This is a genomic window from Paraburkholderia sp. EG287B (assembly GCF_040965595.1).
Classification (GTDB): domain Bacteria; phylum Pseudomonadota; class Gammaproteobacteria; order Burkholderiales; family Burkholderiaceae; genus Paraburkholderia.
Window position 1 is genome coordinate 1 of sequence record NZ_JBFRCG010000032.1, and the last position, 17,852, is coordinate 17,852.

Sequence of the window (17,852 nt, forward strand, 5' to 3'; positions counted from 1 at the left end):
CGTCGGCTTCGCATTCGCTTCGATCGCCGTAGCGACATTCACGAAGCATTCCTCAAATTCGCTTGCTCGCTCGTGTGCTGGAATATATTCAAACGAGCGCAGTCGGCTTTTTGAACTGGCCTCTTAACGTTCGTGCGAAATCGTCCAACACCAGTTCGAGATGCGCGGTAGGGTGGGCCAGCAATTTGCGTTCGGTGATTGCCCAGATGCGACCATACCTGTGACTATCGGCCGAAACCAGCGCACCATGTTTTTTGATTCCTGTCCACGCCCGCTCCCGGACTATCCAAAAGAGAACCCGCGCATGGCGGGCCAGAGGTTGAGGAGACCAAGGGCGAGTGACACCCTCACTATCGAATCTGGAGCATATCAGGCTAGCGGGCACCTATCTGAACGGGCAGGGTAGGCGCTGCGCACCTGGCCTGCGGTACCGTGTTCATTGCACAATGCGGATCGGAGCAATATGGCCAGCTCCGCCTACCGGATTATCGAACACAACACGCCGGACGGTGAGCACCTATGCCGGGTCCACGAAATCAGCTTTGACGATGAAGCGCGGCCGAGCGCGTATGTAGCAATCCCCATCGAGATTGGGTGGCACCTGAAGGGGGGGGCGGGGCGGGACTGGAAATGCTCGACCGTATCCGAGAGGCGTTCAGGGGCACGTGCAGCACGCGTCGGATTATGGCGTGAGCGTGCTGGATGAAAAAAAGCCCGCATAAGGCGGTAATGCCGTTCAGTTAAGGTCTTTTTTAAGGTACCGAACGGAGTAACGCGAAGGGCGGGACTTGACGACCCGGTCGCATGCGCGGCCGGGTCGTTTTTCGTTGGGAAGAGACTTCAGCCGCTCCCGCAGGCGCTGAAGGCAGGCGGGTAGTTTTGCGTAGGCCGGCGGGAGGGGGGCCCACATCATTTCGTGCTGAATTGTATGGAGCGCTCGAACGAAGCTGATATCGGTCGGTGCGAGCTTCGCTTCCCATGCGGCGCTGGCGATCTCACGGCGAATCAGGTTGTAGGCGATCAGCGCACCCCAGATCTCCTGATACACCCCTTCGACTGTGCGACTGCGCAAGGTCAACTCCGAACCCAGCATCGATTGCTTGAGCTCCCCGAAACTGGTTTCGATTTGCCAGCGGCGCTCGTAGCAGCCAACGATATCGGCGGGTTTTAAACGTCGGCGATCCGTCAATGAAGTCAGCAGGACGCGTTCGCGTCCGCGCGCGTCGATGGTCCGGATAGCTCGCGCATTCCAGAATTCAGGCAAGGCCGCACACTTCTTGCGCGCCTGCGGCGAGACGCGCATGCGCACCATCGCATCGTCTGCCGTGCCGGCGGTGACTTCCCAGCAGGTATTGGATTTGGCGGGAATCAGGAAGGGACGATTACGTCCGTTCATCGTCAGGCCGCACAGGATCTCCGCGGCCAGAAAGCCCTTGTCGAACACCGTCAGCGAATCGTCCGGTATCTGCGGCAGAAGGCTTTTGGCATACACCATTTCGTTGGTGTCGTAGCAGCCAAAGTTGATGTCGGCCACCAGATGCGTGGGGATCGCAGTCAGCGTGACCGCCCGCACCTGCGGATAGCTGGCCACCTTGCCACTGGCATAGCCCTGCGCGCCAAAGTGCTCACGGTTGGCCGCACTGTCGGGCGTGCGCAGCGTGGTGCCGTCCATCGCCCACAGACTTAACCCCTTGTACGCATGGTGAGGCGCATCCTGAGTCGTCCACGCCCGCGCCGTCTGCTCGAACAGCCAGGCCATCGGCGCCTCGCCAATGCGTTGGCGTGCCTGCACCACCGCGCTCTTGCTGACAAACGGCGCGGCCTCGTTGGGCAATGCCAGATCGAGACTGTCGAGCACCTCGCTAATCGACCAGTGCCGGTACATCGCCAGCGCGATTACCAGCCAGACCACCTGCTCAGCAGGCAAACGCCGGCGCCGAATACTGGCCGCCCCGGTAGCCTGCACCGCCCGCTCGATCCATTCATAGGGCAGATGCTCAGCCAGCCGGCTGAGGTCGGCCGGCTGTTGCGCTTCGAGCAGAAAGGTCAGGTGACTGGAAAGCATCGCGCCGAAAAGTTAACAGTTCGGCGCGTCGTTTACAACACCTTCTCGCCATCAAAACAACAATGCCGTTCAGGTCTTAACTGAACGGCATTACGCATAAGGCGGGCGAGTTCGCTGCTCGGGGTTGCCGGGCCGTGCCACCTACCTGGCGGACCTATCGTAACCCGAATGAATTGTTGGCAGCGTTGCCCCGAACCCTAGGCCGACAAGGCCCCGCTGATTCACCCTGGGTCAAATAGCCATCAGACTACGCGTAATCGTAAGCGCAAGATGGGGTATCCGTACCTTTCGTGGAATTTCTGGCGCTTGCGACCTCTGGCACCCTACACGACGGGGCTTTACTGGCAAGTCATTCGCGCTACACTCACCGGTATTCAGCGTGGCAAAATTGCTGACGCATTCGACTTGATCAATAAGGTGTCTTAAGCGATTTTCATGGAATCCGTGATTCGGCATGCGAGCCATCGTTCGCGGATTGACGCGTGTGCCAACGACAAGACCAATCCAGTCCACGTAACGCTGACGATAGAAAGCGCGCGCGCTGCGCACTTCGATACGCTCTGCCTTTCCTTGCAGCCTGCCCGGGGGCCCCAGGCCTGCACCGACGGTTTTGACGCGTCAATATTCAGATGAATCTGCTGCAAGGCGGCAATCGTCGATAGCTACAACGAAAACAGGTGTTTCCGACTGGTTGATTGTGCGACTTTGCGCCTAAGATGAATTTCGATGCGCACAAGCTGGTGCCGGCCCTCAATTGGCGGGAGCCGGATGGCAGCGCGCGGATCGACGCCAACAAGTGGTTTCATCATGGATGCGAGCGTGCGCGGGGCGGGCGCCTGTCGTGCGACTACAATGACGCACGGGTGCGCGAAGGAGATCATTGTGCTGGCGACGTCTGGCCGGCCTGGCTGGTCGGCCTTGCTTCGCCGTGTCTTGCTCGCAGTGGCTTGCGCGCTAGGCGCGGCAACGGCCTCGCACGCCGACGCGCACGCCAATACTGTCGATCCAGCCAACACGGCGCACGCCGTTACCGCAGCGAGCCGGACCGATCCCGCCATTTCGCCACGCGACGCCGCCGTGCGTCAGGTCGTGCTGGGCATCATCAGCTTTACACGCTGGCCGACGCCGCCCGCACACCTGCACCTGTGCGTGACGGGCCGGCCCGACTATGCGCAGGGCCTCGTCGACACGCTGCAGGCCGGGTCGACGCCGCTCGAGGTACAGCACGTCCAGTTTGATGATTCCACCCTCGGCACAACCTGCCAAGTCGTCTATCTAGGCGACCTGAGCGCCTCCGAGCGACAGCAGGTCAGCGCCGCCCTGGCTGGCCATCCGGTCCTGACGATCGCAGAACACGATCCGTCCTGCACCGTGGGCAGCATGTTCTGCCTCAATTTCGATGTCGAACGCGTCACGTTCGAAATCAATCTCGATGCGGTGGCGCGCAGCGGCGTACGAGTCCACCCGAATGTGCTCAACCTCGCGCGGAGGCCGGTGACGCCATGACGCAGCCCGCGCCCCCCGTTTCCCCTCCGCCTACGCCGCGCCTGACGCTGCAAAGCGTATTGCGCCGCGCGCACCTGCGTCTGGCGTTCGTCGCTGTCACAATGGCCGCGGTGTCGTTGATCGTGGTCGCCGTGATCGCGTTGCGGGCCTACGCCGGCAACAACCTGAACCTGTTGGCCCGCTCGCTCGGGTATACAGTCGAGGCGGCGCTGGTGTTCGGCGACCGCGTCGCAGCGACCCAGGCGATCGAACTGATCGCCAAAGAAGAGGACGTGGCTGAGATCGTCGTCGCGGATAGCAGGGGGCGGCCGTTCGCGGCATGGCGCTCGCCTGCCGCCAGTGCGATCGCCAGACTCGAGAGGGCAGTCGCCGACATTGCGCTGCCCGGGCCCGTGACCGTACGGGTGCTGCACGACGGCGTCGTAGTCGGTTACGTCAAAGTACGCGGCCAGGGGCACCAGTTCTTCGGCTTCCTTCTCGGCGGCGTTGGCGGTATCCTGGCCTGCCTCGCGGTTAGCGTGCTTGGCGCCTATGTCAGCTCGAAGCGCGTGGTGCGCAACATCGTCGCTCCGCTGCGCGCGCTGGCCGGCGTCGCCCACGCGGTGCGGCGCGAACGCGCGTTCGAGCGACGTGTCGAGCCCGCTGCAATTGCCGAACTCAACCAGCTAGGCGACGATTTCAACGCCTTGCTCGATGAATTCGAAGACTGGCAAAACAACCTGCGCGACGAGAACGCGTCGCTCGAACACAAGGCAACCCACGATGCGCTCACTGGCCTGCCCAACCGTTTGCAGTTCGAGGCTCGCCTCAAGCGCGCCCTGTGCGAGGCCATGGTGACGGAGCAGCGGGTCGCCGTCCTCTATCTCGACTGTGACCGTTTCAAGGAGATCAACGACTGCCTCGGCCATGACGCCGGCGACGCGGTGCTGATCGGCATTGCGGCGCGACTGCGCACGCAGTTGTGCGAGGTCGATCTGGTTGCGCGCCTGGGCGGCGACGAATTCGCCGTGATGCTGGCGCCGATCCGCGAACTGGCCAGCGCCACCCGTATCGCCGAGGACATACTGTCCGGCATGATGACGTCTATCACGTTGTCCGACGGCCGCACGGTGGCCACCATGTTGAGCATCGGGATTGCGCTGTATCCCGATCACGCGAGCGACGCGACCGGCTTGCTGCGCGCTGCAGATACAGCGATGTACCGGGCCAAGCGTGCGCGGCCGGGCTCGTGGCAGTTTGCCGAAGGTGTCGCCGGGCCGGCTTGACGTGATGGCATGGCACAGCAGATGGCCCCGTCACTGGAATTCGAATGAGTGCGCGCCTGGCCGGCGTGCTCGAGGGGAATGCGATGAAGATGCACTCGTTTGCTGCAAGTATCTGGCGAACAGGCGTGGGGAGCGCGCTGCTCCTGTGTCTGCTGCTTGGGGGCTGCAAAACGCCGCAGCTTTACCGCGGTCTGACGCATACGCAGGTTCAGGCACTCACATCGGCGGGGTTCCAGGAGACCGAGCAGGGTTTCGAGTTCGGCTTGACCGGACCCATCCTGTTCGACTTCGACCGTTACAACCTGAAGCCCGACGCCCGCCGGATTGTCGAGCGCGTTGGCCACACGCTTAGCGCGGCGGGGCTTAACAGCGTGCGCGTCTATGGCTACAGCGACGGGGAGGGTTCGAACACGTATGACTTCGAGTTGTCCAGACGCCGTGCGGAGGTCGTGGCGCTCGAACTCGTCGACACCGGCCTTTCTGCCGAACACATTGAAATCATCGGGAAGGGCAAGCGCGATCCGGTTGGCGACAACCGCACGGAAGCCGGCCGCGCACAAAACCGCCGGGTCGCAATTGTTGTCTCGCCGCGCTGAACCGGCACAGCGTTCCGTCTCTGGGCACCTTGATCTGCAATGAGGTCGATTCGCTGTGGCGCCAGGGCGCTCAGAAAGCTTGTATCGTATGGCAAGCCAAACACGACGACACGCCAATGATCGAGATCCGCCGGCGCCCGGCACCGTTGAGTTATTTATGCAGGCTACTAATGGCCGTTCTTTCCATCACCACGGTATCCGCTGCGGTGATGACCGCGGGCTGCACCGCGTCCTCGCAAGCGGTTTCTCGCGACTCGCAAGCGTCCTCGTCGGAGGCGGCGTCGCTGACTGCGGCCATCGACGGCCCCCAGCGCAGCGAAAAGGCGAGGGCGCGAGATGTCTATCGGCATCCGCAGGAAACACTGCAGTTCTTCGAGATCGGTTCGACGCAGACGGTCCTGGAGGTCGCGCCGGGCGGCGGTTGGTACACGGACATACTCGCCCCGTATCTGCACGGCCATGGGCATCTTTACGAAGCGCAATACATCAGTACGTCGGCCGCTCTGGCGGATGAGGACCGCCCAACGGACGCGGCATATCTGCGCAAGCTGGCGGGGGCGCCGGCTATTTACGGCAATGTCGTGGTCGGAACGTTACGCGCCGGGGAATTCTCGGGTTTCGACGCGGATGGTCAGTTTGATCGTGTGCTCACGTTTCGCAACATCCACAACTGGATGAAGGACGGTCAGTTCGACGCGAATCTCCGGGCCTTTTATCGCGCACTCAAGCCCGGCGGAATACTGGGTGTCGAGGAACATCGCGCGCGGCCGGGGACAACCCTGCAGCAAATGATCGACACCGGTTACGTAACGGAGGACTACGTGATCGAACATGCGAAAGCGGTTGGCTTCACGCTCGCCGGACGTAGTGAAATCAACGCGAACGCCCGAGATACCAAGGACTATCCGCACGGTGTCTGGTCGCTTCCGCCGACATACGCGGGCGGCGACGTCGATAGGGCACGCTACGCTGCGATCGGCGAATCGGATCGCATGACGCTCAAGTTCGTCAAGGCGCAATAGCCTGCCGTACACAAGGCAGCAGGTCAACGTTTCCAGTCTAGGTAATGCGGTCGACTCCCCCTGGTTTCGTCCGCTCCCGGAAATTGCGAGCTGCAACACCAGTAGCACGGCGTGCACGAGCGTGCCCCGCACGCTCCATGCGAAAGCGTTCGAATTGGCTTGCGTATCCGTCTTCGTTCAGAACCTGTTGCGCTGGCTAGGATCGTATTTCGGGTCTGGCTGCTTCTGCGTTTGCCTGAGTATGCCCTGCGGATCGAAATAGAAATTGAAGATCATGTGGAAGACGTTGCTCTCCATGTATCGATACGACCACACCTCTCGGTCCATTCGCTTGAAATATGCCGTCTCGAATGGGCGCCCGAATGCGACCAGCAAGTCGTTGCGGGTCCACTTGTTGACTTCGGCGCGGTAAAATTCAGTTTCCTTAAGCACTTGCCGCACACTGGTCGAATTTCCCGATGCATCGAGATCGACGGCGGTGGTGGTCGCCCCCGCGGGTTGCGTGGGCCACATAAGACGCTTGCCGCCGTTGGGCAGGTCGTACGTCTCCTTTGGCGGACCGAGCTTCGCGATAATCGCCTGCTCATTCATGCCTGTTTGCACGCGCTGCTCGGGCTGTGCGCAAGCGCCGAGCACGAGCACGACGACGCACGCGCCAGATTTCAACGCGAGTGCGATGCTTTTTCTCATTGGTCTCTCCCACGGATATCGCGAACGCATCCTTGGCGACTGTGTTCGCCTGATAATCCCACTTTACCCGCTTCAGGCGTTCAGGATCCGGCGTGTGCAAATTCTCCCTCTCGCCGCGTGACCTGCAAAACGTGACGGGCGTCACGTGTGGCTTGACGGTGGCGGCATCGGCGATGGTCATCGCTTCACAGCCGACCTCGCCGCCCAGGTCGCGCCCTATGGTGCACGCCTGGCCGCTTCTCTCTACGTGCGACACCTGCGTCGTCTGGTCGAACAATCTCAATGTGGGTGATTCGCGGTACCGCGCCGTAACCACATTGCGAAGCTGCCGACGCGATACAGGATCACCTGAATTGCTGTAGCGTAACGTGTAACGTAGCGATAACGCAGTTCGGGGTTTCTGAGCGTGTGTCGGCACCGCTTAATCATTTCCCGCCTCGACAGTACGACTTTGGTCCCATTGTGCGACTGCACAATAGCCAACACGCTCGCCCTGACCGACCCGCCAAAAGCGCGAAATCCGGATGTTCGGAGCCGCGCCATTGCTGGTTTGCAACCGCAGCCGCTATCTATCGGTCGCCATACCGGATCGGCCGTTGACCGGACTCGCTCCCTGCTGCGATGCGGTTATCGACGCGGCCGCTTTTAACGGCCGGTATCGGCGGGCATGCGCATGAGATAAGCGCACGTCGTGCGGCACGCCGGCTGGCCTGGCCCTCAGATCGACTCGGTCGCGAAGGAGGTCGGTGAGCCGGATCTGGTGCAAATAGGTGGCGTGCCGGCGATGCCTCTTATAGATTTGGATACCTTATCGATTGAAAAGGACAGAATTCCAGGCAGCGGAAGCAGTGATATCCGCAAGCGCGAGAGAAGTGAGGTCGAATTGCCCCTTGCGAATGCGCTGCATAAAATCGATGCCTGAGATCGTGACCGCGGCAGCCCTGAATCGTTTGAAGCCGAGCATCACGTTCGTTCTGGAATGAGGGGCTGCCTCCCGTCTGGGAAGGTCGCGCAGAAAGTGGCCCGGATAAAAACCGGTCCGGTGATGGAGCCAGCCACGGAGGTGCGGCCCAAACTCGCAGCGCCGGTTCGCTGACAGACATACAGGCGCGGCGCATTCGAACAGAATGCGGCTCACACCCAATACAGACCCGCCTGCCAATGCGCAAGTCGGGCGCTATCAGCACACCGGGGGAAAGCACATGCACACCATTCGTTTTCGGCCATCCGCTCTGGGTGGTCTGCTCGCGGCGTTCACGTTTGCTGCTGCACTCGCAGCTTCAGCCCATACCAACGCGCCTGGCAGCGAGCCCGCCGGGACGGCCATCTATGGCATCGCCCTGTACAAACCGTTCACCGCGATGCCAGAGTGCCTCTTCAAGCCGAACAGCTATCCGGGCGCCGACAACTCCTACACAGACGCCCCCCCGCACCCGTGCTTTGAGCACGCCGACCGCTCGCGGATTGGCATGGCCCCAACAGGTACGGAGATGCTCGATGTCATGTACCCCGTGGACAAGTCTCCCGAGATGTACACCAGCTTGCGCATCAGCCTCATCGAGGGCATTGTGCCCGGCGTCTACCTGTTGACGCCGGGCGTCGACACGCAGGTACGTGACTATGCATTCCTGGAGTACAAGTTCGGCAAGCCCCAGGTCAAACGCTCCGTCACCGTGCAAGACCGGATGCGCGGCACCTACCAGGTCATCAAGGCAAGCTGGCAACGATCGGGCGGCGTCTCACTGTCGTTCACCGGCGCGGCCGACGCACCTAACGCCGGAGAATTCACGGCAACGACGCCGCAGGAGGGTGCGCGGCAGCAGGCGCAGGACGACCAGCAGCAAGGTCTGGCAAAGCTGTAACGCCGCGGCCAGGCGGGCACGCGCCGATGACGCTGCACGCCGGGGCAGCAGGCCATGCAATGGCTCCCGTTGCGGCCAGAAAGAAGCGAGTCGAAACCGTACTCGGTTCAATGTAGTTCGCAGCACATCCAGCAATGACCACCAACGTAGAAGAAAGGGTTGTGGTGCAAATAGCGACCTACGAATCGGTTAGAGTCGCGGGCTGCGCGATTTTGGGGCCCGCTATGAGCAAACTGAAGAATCTGGACGGGCTGTTCGCTGGCCGTCACTTTGACCGCGACGTGATCATTCTTTGTGTGCGCTGGTATCTGCGCTACAAACTCAGCCTGCGCGATCTCGTCGAGATGATGGCTGAGCGAGGGCTCTCGCTTGCCCACACGACGATCCTGCGCTGGGTGCGGCGCTATACGCCTGAGTTCGTTAAGCGCTGGAACCACTTCGCCATGTCTGCGGGGCGGTCCTGGCGGGTTGACGAGACGTATCTCAAGATCCGGGGCAAATGGGTTTATCTATATCGGGCGGTGGATCGGAGCGGCCAGACGGTAGACTTCATGCTCAGGGCAAAGCGCGATGTGGCTGCAGCGAAGGCCTTTTTCAGCAAGGCAATCAAGCATCAGGGCCGACCACCGGAGACGGTTACGCTTGATGGGTATGCCGCGTCGCATCGAGCCGTGCGTGAGATGAAAATTGATGGCCTGCTTCCCGAGGGCACGAAGGTGCGCTCTTCGAAGTACCTCAACAACCTGATCGAGCAGGACCATCGCCACATCAAGTCCAGAATGAACGTGATGCTTGGGTTCAAACGGTTCAGAACTGCCGCGACCACGATATCAGGCATCGAGTTGATGCATCGCATTCGCAAGGGGCAGTTCGACCTATCCGCTCTCGCGCTTGAGGACATCACTGCTTCCTCTGTCTGGAGCGCTGTCCTTTTCAATCGATAAGGTATCCATATTTATAAGAGACATCGCGGACTCGCCATCTATTTGCACCAGATCCGTGTGAGCCACCTCGCTCCAGCCTGATCATCGATGGTTCATGCTTCGCCGCTTCTGCGCCGGCCGTCACCTTCGGAACGCCGGACGCAAAAGAAGCGCGTGGTTCGGGTGCCGTTTCCCGCCGAGTCAACCAACGGCGAAATAGTGCTTGGCGAAGCGGTCGGAATGCACTTCCCACGAGATCGGCGTGCCTTATTCAATGAACCAGCTGTCGCCTGCCTTGTACCGGACGGTTTGACCCGTGTGTTGGAGACCGCGCAAAAGCGGGGGCTGAAGCCGGGTCCCAGCGAATATGGACGAAGGAAGGTTTATAGTGGGTCAATGGACTCCGCCCTTCCGATCCGCCTTCCGTCCTCCAGTTGCGAATCAGTCTGCGCGGCGTCAGCCCGCCGGTCTGGCGGCGGGTGTTGATTCCCGAGCAGATCACGATTGCGCAACTGCATCAGGTGATGCAGCTCGCCATGGGCTGGAACGACGAACACCTGCACCGGTTCATCATCCGCGGATGGCGTTACGGTGGACATCGCGACGGCGCGTTCCAATTCTTTGACGGCCCAGACACCCTGTCGCTGTCGGTGTTTGACCTGCACGACCATGAGCGTTTTGCCTACCTGTACGACTTCACCTCGTGGTGGTTACATGACGCGCGCGTCGAGCGGCGCACGTGCAACCAGCGGTCAGGGCCGCTACCATGCTGCATCGCGGGCTCCGGGCGTTGTCCGCAAGAAGACAGCGGAGGCCCCGAGAGATGCATGAACGCTCTGGAAGTTCATGGCGAGCACGAATTTCTCGAGTGGATCGAGACTTTGCGCGAAGGCCGGATTGACGTGAACGATCTGCGCGTTAAGGCCGACGAATGGCTGATGTGGCTGGATCGGGGTTTCGACCGGCGTGCAACGAATGAGTGGCTGCAGATCCTTGCGCGGTAAGCTCATCGTGCGAGCTACGCCGCCGCGGGAGACTGCGATGCAAATCAGCGTGCAGATTGTGGTTCATACCGAAGTCGACGAACAGGCGAACATTACGGAGATAGCCCGATTCGAACGGGACGGATTCGATGCTGGTTCTCTCGGCTTACATCTTGAGGAGGCAAAGGCGCTGCTGGGCCGGCTGCAGCGTTCGATGATCGATGCCCAGGCCGCCGAAGCGATCGCCCGAGTGAGCGTGTGTACGAAATGCGGCTCCCGTCTGACCGTCAAGGGCCACCATCGCCTGGTCTACCGCTCGGTCTTCGGTCGGCTATCGATCGACAGCCCGCGGTTGTACCAATGCAGGTGCTGCGCAAGCGGGCGCCGATCCGTCAGCCCGCTGGCCGGCTGCCTGCGTGAGCGGACCAGTCCCGAACTGCAGTTCCGGGTGCTCGAAGAGGTGTTACCGCTTAAGCATGTGCTCGCCGCTACCACGATCCGCAGACGCGTCGACGCACTGGGCCGTCGCCTTGACAGCTCTATGGCAACGATCGCTGTCGAGCAACGGCGATACGTCGATCTGCCTGCCGGCCGGTGTGCTATACCACAGCTAAGTTCAGTGCGCGCCGTGGGAATCGACGGCGGGTATATCCGCCTGGCCGGACACAGCAGCCGGCAGGACGGCTGGTTCGAAGTCACCGTCGGAAAATCACTGCGCGACGACGGTCGCGGACACAGCTTCGCTTACGTTCACGCACTCGAGCACTAGCCTGCCGATCGAATGCTGGCCTTTCTCGCGCAGGAAGGCGTCGGCGCCGACCAGCCGGTAACTTTCCTGTCCGACGGCGGCGACACCGTGCGGCGCGCCCAGTTGGACTTAGGCGATTGTGGCGAGAGGGTACTCGACTGGTTTCACGTCGCCATGCGTGTGCAGAATCTCGAACAAATGATCAAGGGGTTGCCGGACCGCGACGAACGGCCATCCGTCGACGCGCTGGTCGATGGGCTGCGCAGCGCAAAGTGGCACCTCTGGCACGGTTGCCCTTATCCGGCGCTGCAGCGGCTTGAAAGCCTGGGCTGGGAACTCGCTGCGGATGGCAGTCGCGAGGAGGCCAGGCTGCTGGCCAAACTGGAGGAGTTCGTCGGTTACCTCGAGAACAACCAGCGCTTTATAGTGAACTACGGAGACCGCTACCGTCATGGCGAGCCGATCACCTCGAGCTTCGTCGAGTCGGCTGTCAACCAGGTGGTCAGCAAGCGCTTCGTGAAGCGGCAGCAAATGGCGTGGCGACCGGCTCATGCGCAGGGCCTTCTGCAGGCGGGGACAGCAGTTCTGAATGAGCAGTTGCGCTCATGCTTCGAGCGATGGCTTCCGGCGCTCGCTGTCAACGATCATGCTCACGCTATCACGGGATAGAGCCCCCGCTTTGGCGCGGTCTCCGTGTTGGTAGTTTCCCTCAGGCCATCGTGAAATCAGTCTAACGGTTGATTTCAGCAATAAATCGTCCAATAAGAATATCCGCACTCCCGTCGGTAGTGCCGCGATCTGCGGCACTCCGTGCGAGCGATTTTTTCTGCACAAACTGGTTGCGAGGAGTCGGAAGTGATGGATCAGAAGAAGACGAAGAGGGCGGGTTGGCTTCTTGGCGTGATGGCCGCAGCGTGTTCACCACTAGCTCATGCGCAGAGTAGCGTAACGCTTTACGGAACGATCGACACGGGCCTCACATATGTGAGCAATCAGCAGGTTTCGACGTCGGGCGGCCAGGTGTCTGGAAAAAGTTCAGTGTCGGTGACGACCGGAAACCTGGCGCCTGCGTCTTTCGGCTTTCGCGGCACGGAGGACCTGGGTGACGGCACCAGTGCGATATTCAATTTGCAGAATTACTATCTATCGAACAACGGTGCAATGTTTCAGGCAAATAACCTGTTTGATGCTACGGCGATGGTTGGACTGAAATCGGACAGATGGGGTCAACTGACGCTCGGGCGCCAGTTCGACTCATACACCAATGCACTCGCACCGTTTGCAGTCAGCAACAACTGGGCGGGGCCATTCGGTGCGCACTTCGGAGATATCGACAACCTGAACGCCGCATTCAACCTGAACAACAGCATCCAATATTCGAGCCCGGCTTTTCACGGACTGAGCCTGAGCGGAACCTTCAGCCTGGGGGGGCAACCCGGAGCCTTTGCCACCAACCGCGCATGGGCTATGGGCGCCAGCTATACCGACGGCGCTCTCTCGCTGGGAGCGGGCTATCTGTCATTGCGCGATCCCCTCACAGCTGCGCTGGGTGGCAGTTCAGGGTATATCGGCGAATTGAGCTGCGGGCAGAGTCCTTCCAGCTATTGCGAATTGCATGACGCCGACGAACTGCGGACGTTTGGACTGGGTGGCAATTACACGGTGGGTAATCTGACTATTAGCGGCACGCTGACGCGCGCGATGCTGCTGGGAAGCCGGTATCTGATATCCACGGGCGGGCCCGTCAGCGATTTCCGGTTCGATACTGCGGAACTGGGCGGATTGTATAGCGTCACGCCAGCTCTTCAGGTAGGACTCGCCTACAGTTACACGCGTGCGAAAATTCAGGTGCTCGACTCGAATACGAACATCAACAAGATTTCGCTTGGCGGCATTTATTCGCTGTCGAAGCGGACCCAACTCTATGCAACGGGCAATTTCGAAAAGATGAGCGGTGCGGGCCTCGGCATTAACCCCGTGACAGGTGCTTTCGAAAACTACGCCCAGCTAGCGTATCTGGGTACCTCAAATTCTTCGTCCCAGCTCGAGATATCGGTGGGGATCAAGCATAATTTCTGACGTCGAAATGTGCCGGAAAGCGCAGATCACGAGGAGAGCGGGTTGCCGACGGAGTTCCTCAGTAACCATCCCGCGGGCAGCGCCAGTCCCCCGGATCCGTTCGGGGTTCCGCTAAAAAATCAGCCATGAGGTTGACGTCGGCAAAGATAATATTCCGCAGAATCAACCTCTGTATGCCCCACCTGGAATCAGGTGGAGTATTGAACGATCGGCTTGTTTCTAAACAAGAAACATCGAGACATCTTCAATTGATAGGAGCACATTATGGACTACAGCATCGATCAAACGATTCAGAACCACAAATATGTCCCCGAAAGCGAGTGGGTGACGCTCGAGGAGATGGCGGATGGCTTTTCCGAGCACAAATATCCGAACACGTCGTTGCTCGCGGGGGTTCGGGAAGTTTTTCGTTTCGACAACGGCTGGCTGATCGAGCATCACTTCATCGACGAAAAAACGCTGACCTGGAAGATTATCGAGGGTGACGGCGTTGGAATGACCGGCACGCACACCTATGAAGCCATGGAGCTGCGGCGGGGGATCGTTTTCGTCGAATTTCTCAAGGAAGAATTCGAGGAATCGGTGACGCTGGTCTGGAAGCTGGAAAGCGGCAATATCTTCGTGGCGGCGTCGAGCTTTTACGACCGCGATGGCGAGAAGCGGACCAAGACCGATTTCCTGAACGCTACCGTTCAAGGCAAACCGGGCGATCAGCCCATCAGGCAGTCCTCGTCCCTGGTCGGCAAGCGTGTCCTGTACCGGTATAGCTCCGATGACTGGTACGAGCACGTGTACTTTGGCCGGGAAGTGATGGCCTGGCATTGCGTCAACGGTGCCGAACGAGGTGTGGCCGATGTCGAGAAATGCGCCTATTTCGATGTGGCCCCGGATTTGACGATCCTCTTCTGGAGCGAAACCGTCATGCCGGTGGAATCGATCGTGGTGGTCGATATGCAGCGCATGCGCTCGACGGGCCGCTTTTTCTGCTGGGATCCGAAGCCCAGCAAGCTGGTGCATCTGACGTTCGGTTCGAAAGCGACGCTCCTCAACGAAACGACGTATCCGTCATCGTTCCAGGATTGAGAGGGGACCCACGCGATCCCGGTCACCGATGGGGTTATCTCCGACCCCATCGATTCGTCCCCAAGCAAGCGCTAGATGAGGGTTAGCGCTAATGCAATGTCGAGCGTTCCCGGCTAATAATAGGTCGTATGGCCTAGTTGTGCCGGGTCGATTGCATACGTAATTGGGGGTGGGATGTCATGGAGCAGGGAAAACATCGACCGTCGATGGAGCAGTTCATCGACGAGACGCTGAATTGCTTCACTCGCGTGACTGGCGCGCAAGCGCTGGCGTTTTATACCTGCGGTGGGCATCAGGAGATCCGCTATTTCGAACGAAGGGGATTGCCGGACGCGTTTCATCGCTTGTATGTGGACGAAATGTATCGTCTCGATCCGTTTGACGAGCACATGGTCGATTTCCCGGACGTCGACGTGGCGCTGCTTTCAAATCATCTCGGGATGCACGAATCGCACCGGGAGTACCGGCAATTTCTGTCGATGTTTCGGATCAGCAATATTATCGAACTGGTATTCCGGTCTGAGGGGCATCCGCAGGCAGGCATGAGTGTATGTCTGCCGGAGGCTTGCGACGATCAGGCTGCTGCTTCGATTCTGGCGGCGGCTCGCGCGCTGCACCCGTATATTGGGTTCAACCTCGCCGCATCATCGGCGATCGCAGAGGACGACGCTCGGCCCAATACGGGCGGTCGATATGGTTTGTCGAAGCGCGAGGCACAGGTAGCAGAACTGGTTTGTCGTGGGTTCAGCAACGGCGATGTCGCGTCGTCGCTCCACGTCAGTGTGGCAACCGTCAAAACCCATCTGCTGCATATTTTCGACAAGGCTGGCGTCACGAGCCGCACGGCCCTGGTCAGCCGGTTGTTGGCGAGCTAGTAGGTGCACTGGCAAGTGCCATCATGGCTCGTATCACCTCGGTTTCGAGTCCTTTCAAATCACGCGGAAAGCTCTTGCGTTGAGGAATCAGGATCATCAGCCCCTCCATCTGGCACGAGATCAGTGCCGCCCGAAGTGCGCATTCATGTTCGGTGAGCGCCGGATTAATCTGTGCAATAAAGCGAGCAAGGATAGCTCGCTGCGCTTTGTAGATCCGGTCGACAATCTCGCGCGCAAAGTCCTGCGTCTGGGCGAGCGCCCAGATATTGAAGAAAATTGATTGCACGCGCGGCTTTTTGTCTTCAGTCAGCGTGTGTCGCAAGAGCACTTCCAGACGGTCCTCCGGGCTGAGACGGGCATCCTGCGCGAACACTTCATATTGCTCGAGATATCGAGCCGTCAGCTGAATAATGACTTCGCCAAGCAGATCTTCACGCGTTTTGAAATGGAACTGCAGATTGGAGAGACTGATACCCACGCTGTTCGCAACTTTGCGCATGGTGAGTTCGCCGTAGCCTTCCTCGCATAGCATGTCGGTTGCTACGGAGAGAATCCGGGCAATCGCGTCCCGGCCGCGTTGGGTCGGGGCGCGTCGTCGGCTTGCCTCGGTGGTGCCAAGATCGGATACTTCGCTATCCAGTCGGGCGGTAGATGCACTGCGGGGCATGCGCTACTCCATGCGTTGGGAGAAATACACATTCTCTCGCAGTTTTGCGCTCTCCGGGTCATTCTCAAATATCGAAATCGACCCGGAGCGGCCAATATCTTATCGCCGACCGTTGACGTAGCCGTGCAGCTGATGCGTCACTTTCCCTAGCGTGCAAATGACATTTCGGAAATTTTCCTTACCAATTACTCTGGCCCGAGGAATCGAACTCATCACGTCCCATTCATAAGATCCCTCCAGCATGCCATCCACCACGACGCGGCTGACGACATGGCTTGGGGTCACGCCGAATCCTGAATAGCCCTGGACGAAAAAAGCATTGGGTTGACCCGGAAGCGTACCGATCTGCGGGAAAAGCGTTGCGGAGCACTCCATCGGACCGCCCCATCCCAGGTCGACCTTCACGTCCTGCAAATACGGGAAGATCCGAAGCATGGCGTTTCGGTTGTATTCCTTGAAGTCCTTCGGGATATATTCCAGAAAATGCGTGACGGTGCCGAAGAGCAGCCGATTCTCATTGGTGACGCGGTAGTAATCGATCGCCGGGCGCACATCCGTGAATGCTCCCCGGATTGGGCTGATTCTCTGAATGAGGTCGTCGGAAAGGGGCTCAGTGACGAGCTGAAACGAATAGGTGCTGATGATTGTCTTATCAAGCTTGGGTTCAAGCCGATTGATGAATGCACCGCATGCGAAGCAGACCTTATCTGCAGTGACTGAACCCCTGGCGGTGCGCACCTTGATCTTCTTGCCATACGTCACTTCCACCACCGGCGTGCTTTCGTAAATTCGCCCGCCGAGCTCGACGACGGCGCGTGCTTCGCCAAGCAGGAGATTGAGCGAATGAATGTGGCCATTGCCCATATGCATCAGCCCAGACCTATAGGCGTCTGAGCCAAGGATGTTTCTCAGCTCAGCCCCTTCCAGGTAAGCAATGTCTTGCCCCGGATTCAACTCCTTGAATTCCCTTTCCCATTGCTGAAGAAGTTTTCCCTGGCGACCATTGAAGGCGAGATACCCGTACCCTCGGCGGAAATCCGCATCAATGCCATAGCGATCAATGCGCCGTTGAATCGTGCTGGCGCCTTGATCGCTTATATTGAAAATGGCCTTGACACCGTCATCGCCGACGTACTTTCGGATCTTCTCCAGATCGTGACCGATGCCGGCCATTACGTGCCCGCCGTTGCGCCCCGAACCACCGAACCCGAGATAGTTTGCCTCGAGCACGACCGTATTGGTGATGCCTCGTTCGGCAAGCTCCAGCGCAATATTCACCCCCGAGAATCCTCCACCGATGACCACGACGTCCGCCTCGATATCTTTTTCGAGCGGCTCGTACCGATCGTGATACTTGCGCGTCATCGTGTAATAGGTGGTGGGGCTTTCGACTGACAACATGTTCGCTCCTGGTCACAAATGCTGGGGATCAGACCATTCCTTAAATACTAGGTCATATGACATAGTATCGAGGGTGCGGACGCACTT

14 protein-coding genes and 2 pseudogenes are annotated in these 17,852 nt (G+C 59.6%); 12 read left to right on the plus strand and 4 right to left on the minus strand.

All coding sequences use genetic code 11. The annotated features are described in order from the left end of the window. Positions 1-114, plus strand: a pseudogene (locus tag AB4Y40_RS38645) (IS5/IS1182 family transposase); the annotation flags it as partial. A gap of 622 nt (positions 115-736) precedes the next feature. On the opposite strand, the gene AB4Y40_RS38650 reads toward AB4Y40_RS38645, so the two are convergent. Beyond that, a complete protein-coding gene (locus AB4Y40_RS38650; RefSeq protein ID WP_368692335.1) occupies positions 737-2,065 on the minus strand; it encodes an IS4 family transposase in 1,329 nt (442 codons plus the stop codon). Between the two features lie 852 nt (positions 2,066-2,917). Between AB4Y40_RS38650 and AB4Y40_RS38655 the strand changes: the two genes are divergently transcribed. The 4 genes from AB4Y40_RS38655 to AB4Y40_RS38670 all read left to right on the plus strand — a co-directional run bounded on the left by AB4Y40_RS38655 (position 2,918) and on the right by AB4Y40_RS38670 (position 6,454). Further along, positions 2,918-3,571, plus strand: coding sequence for a YfiR/HmsC family protein (locus tag AB4Y40_RS38655; RefSeq protein ID WP_368692388.1), 654 nt, complete (start codon positions 2,918-2,920; stop codon positions 3,569-3,571). Beyond that, positions 3,568-4,836, plus strand: a complete 1,269-nt coding sequence (locus AB4Y40_RS38660) for a diguanylate cyclase (RefSeq protein WP_368692336.1) — start codon at positions 3,568-3,570, stop codon at positions 4,834-4,836. The genes AB4Y40_RS38655 and AB4Y40_RS38660 overlap by 4 nt, the downstream gene beginning before the upstream one ends. An 89-nt stretch (positions 4,837-4,925) precedes the next feature. Beyond that, positions 4,926-5,432, plus strand: coding sequence for an OmpA family protein (locus AB4Y40_RS38665; protein ID WP_368692389.1), 507 nt, complete (start codon positions 4,926-4,928; stop codon positions 5,430-5,432). Positions 5,433-5,641: 209 nt separating this feature from the next. Next, the gene (locus tag AB4Y40_RS38670) at positions 5,642-6,454 is read left to right on the plus strand and encodes a class I SAM-dependent methyltransferase (RefSeq protein WP_368692390.1); all 813 of its coding nucleotides are present in this window, start codon (positions 5,642-5,644) and stop codon (positions 6,452-6,454) included. 177 nt (positions 6,455-6,631) lie between these two features. Here the strand turns inward: AB4Y40_RS38670 and AB4Y40_RS38675 are convergent, their stop codons facing one another. Further along, complete coding sequence (locus tag AB4Y40_RS38675) at positions 6,632-7,144, minus strand: hypothetical protein (protein ID WP_368692337.1); 513 nt, start codon at positions 7,142-7,144, stop codon at positions 6,632-6,634. A 1,202-nt stretch (positions 7,145-8,346) separates the two neighbouring features. Between AB4Y40_RS38675 and AB4Y40_RS38680 the strand changes: the two genes are divergently transcribed. The 7 genes and pseudogenes from AB4Y40_RS38680 to AB4Y40_RS38710 all read left to right on the plus strand — a co-directional run bounded on the left by AB4Y40_RS38680 (position 8,347) and on the right by AB4Y40_RS38710 (position 15,697). Then, positions 8,347-9,006 carry a hypothetical protein gene (locus AB4Y40_RS38680; RefSeq protein ID WP_368692338.1) on the plus strand — a complete coding sequence of 220 codons (660 nt, stop codon included), beginning with the start codon at positions 8,347-8,349 and terminating at the stop codon, positions 9,004-9,006. Between the two features lie 224 nt (positions 9,007-9,230). Then, the gene (locus AB4Y40_RS38685; protein WP_368692391.1) at positions 9,231-9,950 is read left to right on the plus strand and encodes an IS6 family transposase; all 720 of its coding nucleotides are present in this window, start codon (positions 9,231-9,233) and stop codon (positions 9,948-9,950) included. A gap of 413 nt (positions 9,951-10,363) precedes the next feature. Then, positions 10,364-10,933 (plus strand): plasmid pRiA4b ORF-3 family protein, encoded by a 570-nt coding sequence (locus AB4Y40_RS38690; protein ID WP_368692339.1) that lies wholly within the window; start codon positions 10,364-10,366, stop codon positions 10,931-10,933. A gap of 37 nt (positions 10,934-10,970) precedes the next feature. Beyond that, positions 10,971-12,329: pseudogene (locus tag AB4Y40_RS38695) on the plus strand (ISKra4 family transposase). A gap of 189 nt (positions 12,330-12,518) precedes the next feature. Then, positions 12,519-13,739 carry a porin gene (locus AB4Y40_RS38700; protein WP_368692340.1) on the plus strand — a complete coding sequence of 407 codons (1,221 nt, stop codon included), beginning with the start codon at positions 12,519-12,521 and terminating at the stop codon, positions 13,737-13,739. A 264-nt stretch (positions 13,740-14,003) separates the two neighbouring features. Beyond that, complete coding sequence (locus tag AB4Y40_RS38705; protein WP_368692341.1) at positions 14,004-14,822, plus strand: molybdenum cofactor biosynthesis F family protein; 819 nt, start codon at positions 14,004-14,006, stop codon at positions 14,820-14,822. Positions 14,823-15,028: 206 nt separating this feature from the next. After that, entirely contained in the window at positions 15,029-15,697 is a 669-nt protein-coding gene (locus tag AB4Y40_RS38710; protein WP_368692342.1) for a response regulator transcription factor, read from the plus strand. Here AB4Y40_RS38710 and AB4Y40_RS38715 read toward each other — a convergent pair. Both AB4Y40_RS38715 and AB4Y40_RS38720 read right to left on the minus strand, forming a co-directional pair. Continuing rightward, on the minus strand, positions 15,675-16,364 hold the full coding sequence (locus AB4Y40_RS38715) for a TetR/AcrR family transcriptional regulator (protein ID WP_368692343.1): 690 nt from the start codon (positions 16,362-16,364) through the stop codon (positions 15,675-15,677). The two genes, AB4Y40_RS38710 and AB4Y40_RS38715, sit on opposite strands and share 23 nt — an antisense overlap. Before the next feature lie 99 nt (positions 16,365-16,463). After that, positions 16,464-17,765, minus strand: coding sequence for an NAD(P)/FAD-dependent oxidoreductase (locus AB4Y40_RS38720; protein ID WP_368692344.1), 1,302 nt, complete (start codon positions 17,763-17,765; stop codon positions 16,464-16,466). Positions 17,766-17,852 lie beyond the last annotated feature (87 nt).

What these genes read in the sequence shown, in the direction of transcription:
- AB4Y40_RS38665 (WP_368692389.1), top strand. Translation starts at nt 4,926, where the DNA reads ATGCACTCGTTTGCTGCAAGTATCTGGCGAACAGGCGTGGGGAGCGCG.
- AB4Y40_RS38700 (WP_368692340.1), top strand. Translation starts at nt 12,519, where the DNA reads ATGGATCAGAAGAAGACGAAGAGGGCGGGTTGGCTTCTTGGCGTGATG.
- AB4Y40_RS38660 (WP_368692336.1), top strand. Translation starts at nt 3,568, where the DNA reads ATGACGCAGCCCGCGCCCCCCGTTTCCCCTCCGCCTACGCCGCGCCTG.
- AB4Y40_RS38705 (WP_368692341.1), top strand. Translation starts at nt 14,004, where the DNA reads ATGGACTACAGCATCGATCAAACGATTCAGAACCACAAATATGTCCCC.
- AB4Y40_RS38650 (WP_368692335.1), bottom strand. Translation starts at nt 2,065, where the DNA reads ATGCTTTCCAGTCACCTGACCTTTCTGCTCGAAGCGCAACAGCCGGCC.
- AB4Y40_RS38685 (WP_368692391.1), top strand. Translation starts at nt 9,231, where the DNA reads ATGAGCAAACTGAAGAATCTGGACGGGCTGTTCGCTGGCCGTCACTTT.
- AB4Y40_RS38675 (WP_368692337.1), bottom strand. Translation starts at nt 7,144, where the DNA reads ATGAGAAAAAGCATCGCACTCGCGTTGAAATCTGGCGCGTGCGTCGTC.
- AB4Y40_RS38670 (WP_368692390.1), top strand. Translation starts at nt 5,642, where the DNA reads ATGACCGCGGGCTGCACCGCGTCCTCGCAAGCGGTTTCTCGCGACTCG.
- AB4Y40_RS38655 (WP_368692388.1), top strand. Translation starts at nt 2,918, where the DNA reads ATGACGCACGGGTGCGCGAAGGAGATCATTGTGCTGGCGACGTCTGGC.
- AB4Y40_RS38680 (WP_368692338.1), top strand. Translation starts at nt 8,347, where the DNA reads ATGCACACCATTCGTTTTCGGCCATCCGCTCTGGGTGGTCTGCTCGCG.
- AB4Y40_RS38710 (WP_368692342.1), top strand. Translation starts at nt 15,029, where the DNA reads ATGGAGCAGTTCATCGACGAGACGCTGAATTGCTTCACTCGCGTGACT.
- AB4Y40_RS38720 (WP_368692344.1), bottom strand. Translation starts at nt 17,765, where the DNA reads ATGTTGTCAGTCGAAAGCCCCACCACCTATTACACGATGACGCGCAAG.
- AB4Y40_RS38715 (WP_368692343.1), bottom strand. Translation starts at nt 16,364, where the DNA reads ATGCCCCGCAGTGCATCTACCGCCCGACTGGATAGCGAAGTATCCGAT.